This is a genomic window from Pseudomonas sp. JL2 (genome assembly GCF_031570495.1).
In the GTDB taxonomy this organism is placed as follows: Bacteria; Pseudomonadota; Gammaproteobacteria; order Pseudomonadales; family Pseudomonadaceae; genus Aquipseudomonas; species Aquipseudomonas rhizophila.
This window is the reverse complement of record NZ_JAKUDH010000061.1, coordinates 1-1574: the sequence shown is the minus strand read 5'-3', so window position 1 is coordinate 1574 and position 1574 is coordinate 1. Positions and strand designations below refer to the sequence as shown.

Annotated in this window: 1 protein-coding gene; it reads right to left on the bottom strand. The window is 60.5% G+C overall.

The window, feature by feature from the left end; genetic code table 11:
- Nucleotides 1-1574: immunoglobulin-like domain-containing protein (locus MKS85_RS28730; RefSeq protein ID WP_409078043.1), on the bottom strand; the 1574-nt coding region annotated here is incomplete at both ends.

Here is a 1574-nt window from a genome sequence, read left to right as displayed (position 1 = left end):
GTAACGGTGGTGTCAGCCGGAGTGGCGTCGATGTCCAGTTTTTCGTAGTTACCGCCCTGGGCGTCGTCGATTTTGACGCTCAGGTTATCGCCGCCAGCAAGGGCGTCGTTCTGGGTCACGAAGTTGACCGAGCCGCTGCTGGAGCCAACCGGGATAGTGATGCTCTGGCCGTTCGATAGGGTGATCACCAGCGGAGCGCCGGTGACCGGGGCGTTGACCGAAGCGGTGTAAACCACGGTGCCGCCTTCAGCCACGGAGGAGGTCGCGGTGAGGCTGACGGTCGACGTATCAATGGTGTCAGTGACATCGGTGACGGCTGGCGTGGTGCTTGGCACCAAATTCTCGAAGTTGCCGCCGGTGGCGTTATCAATGCTGACTTCGACTTTGCCGGCGTCTTTGTAGACGTCGTCCTTTGGCGCATCGACGGTCACAGTGCCGGTGGTAGCGCCGGCAGCGATGTTGATCACTGCGCCGTTGCTCAGAGTCACGGTCACTGGTGAACCAGCGGCGTTGGTCAGGGTTGCGGTGTAAACGATCGAACCACCTTCGGCAACCGAGTCGGTAGCGCTCAAGGTCAGACCGGTCGTGTCCTGCACGTCAGTGACAGTCGTGTCCGCTGGAGTGGCATCGATGTCCAGTTTTTCGTAGTTACCGCCCTGGGCGTCGTCGATTTTGACGCTCAGGTTGTCGCCGCCGGCAAGGGCGTCGTTCTGGGTCACGAAATTGATCGAACCGCTGCTCGAACCGACCGGGATGGTGATGCTCTGGCCGTTCGACAGGGCGATTACCAGCGGAGCGCCGGTGACCGGAGCGTTGACCGAAGCGGTGTAAACCACGGTGCCGCCTTCGGCCACGGAGGAGGTCGCGGTCAGGCTGACAGTCGACGTGTCGATGGTATCGGTGACATCAGTCACTGCCGGAGTCGTGCTCGGAACGAGGTTCTCGAAGCTACCGCCAGTGGCGTTATCGATGCTGACTTCAACCTTGCCGGCGTCTTTGTAGACGTCGTCTTTTGGTGCATCGACAGTTACTGTGCCAGTGGTGGCGCCGGCAGCGATGTTGATTACAGCGCCGTTGCTCAGAGTCACGGTCACTGGTGAACCAGCGGGGTTGGTCAGGGTTGCGGTGTAAACAATCGAACCGCCTTCGGCAACGGTGTCAGTGGCCGAGAGTGTCAGGCCAGTCGTGTCCTGCACATCGGTAACGGTGGTGTCAGCCGGAGTGGCATCGATGTCCAGTTTTTCGTAGTTGCCGCCCTGAGCATCATCAATCTTGACGCTCAGGTTGTCGCCGCCGGCAAGGGCATCGTTCTGGGTCACGAAGTTGACCGAACCGCTGCTGGAGCCGACCGGGATGGTGATGCTCTGGCCGTTGCTCAAGGTTACGACCAGCGGAGCGCCGGTCACGGGAGCGTTGACCGAGGCGGTGTAAACGACAGTGCCGCCTTCAGCTACATTCGCGGTCGCAGTGAGCGAAACCGTGCTGGTATCAATGGTGTCGGTTACGTCGGTGACGGCTGGCGTGGTGCTTGGTACCAGGTTTTCGAAGTTACCGCCGGTGGCGTTATCGATGCT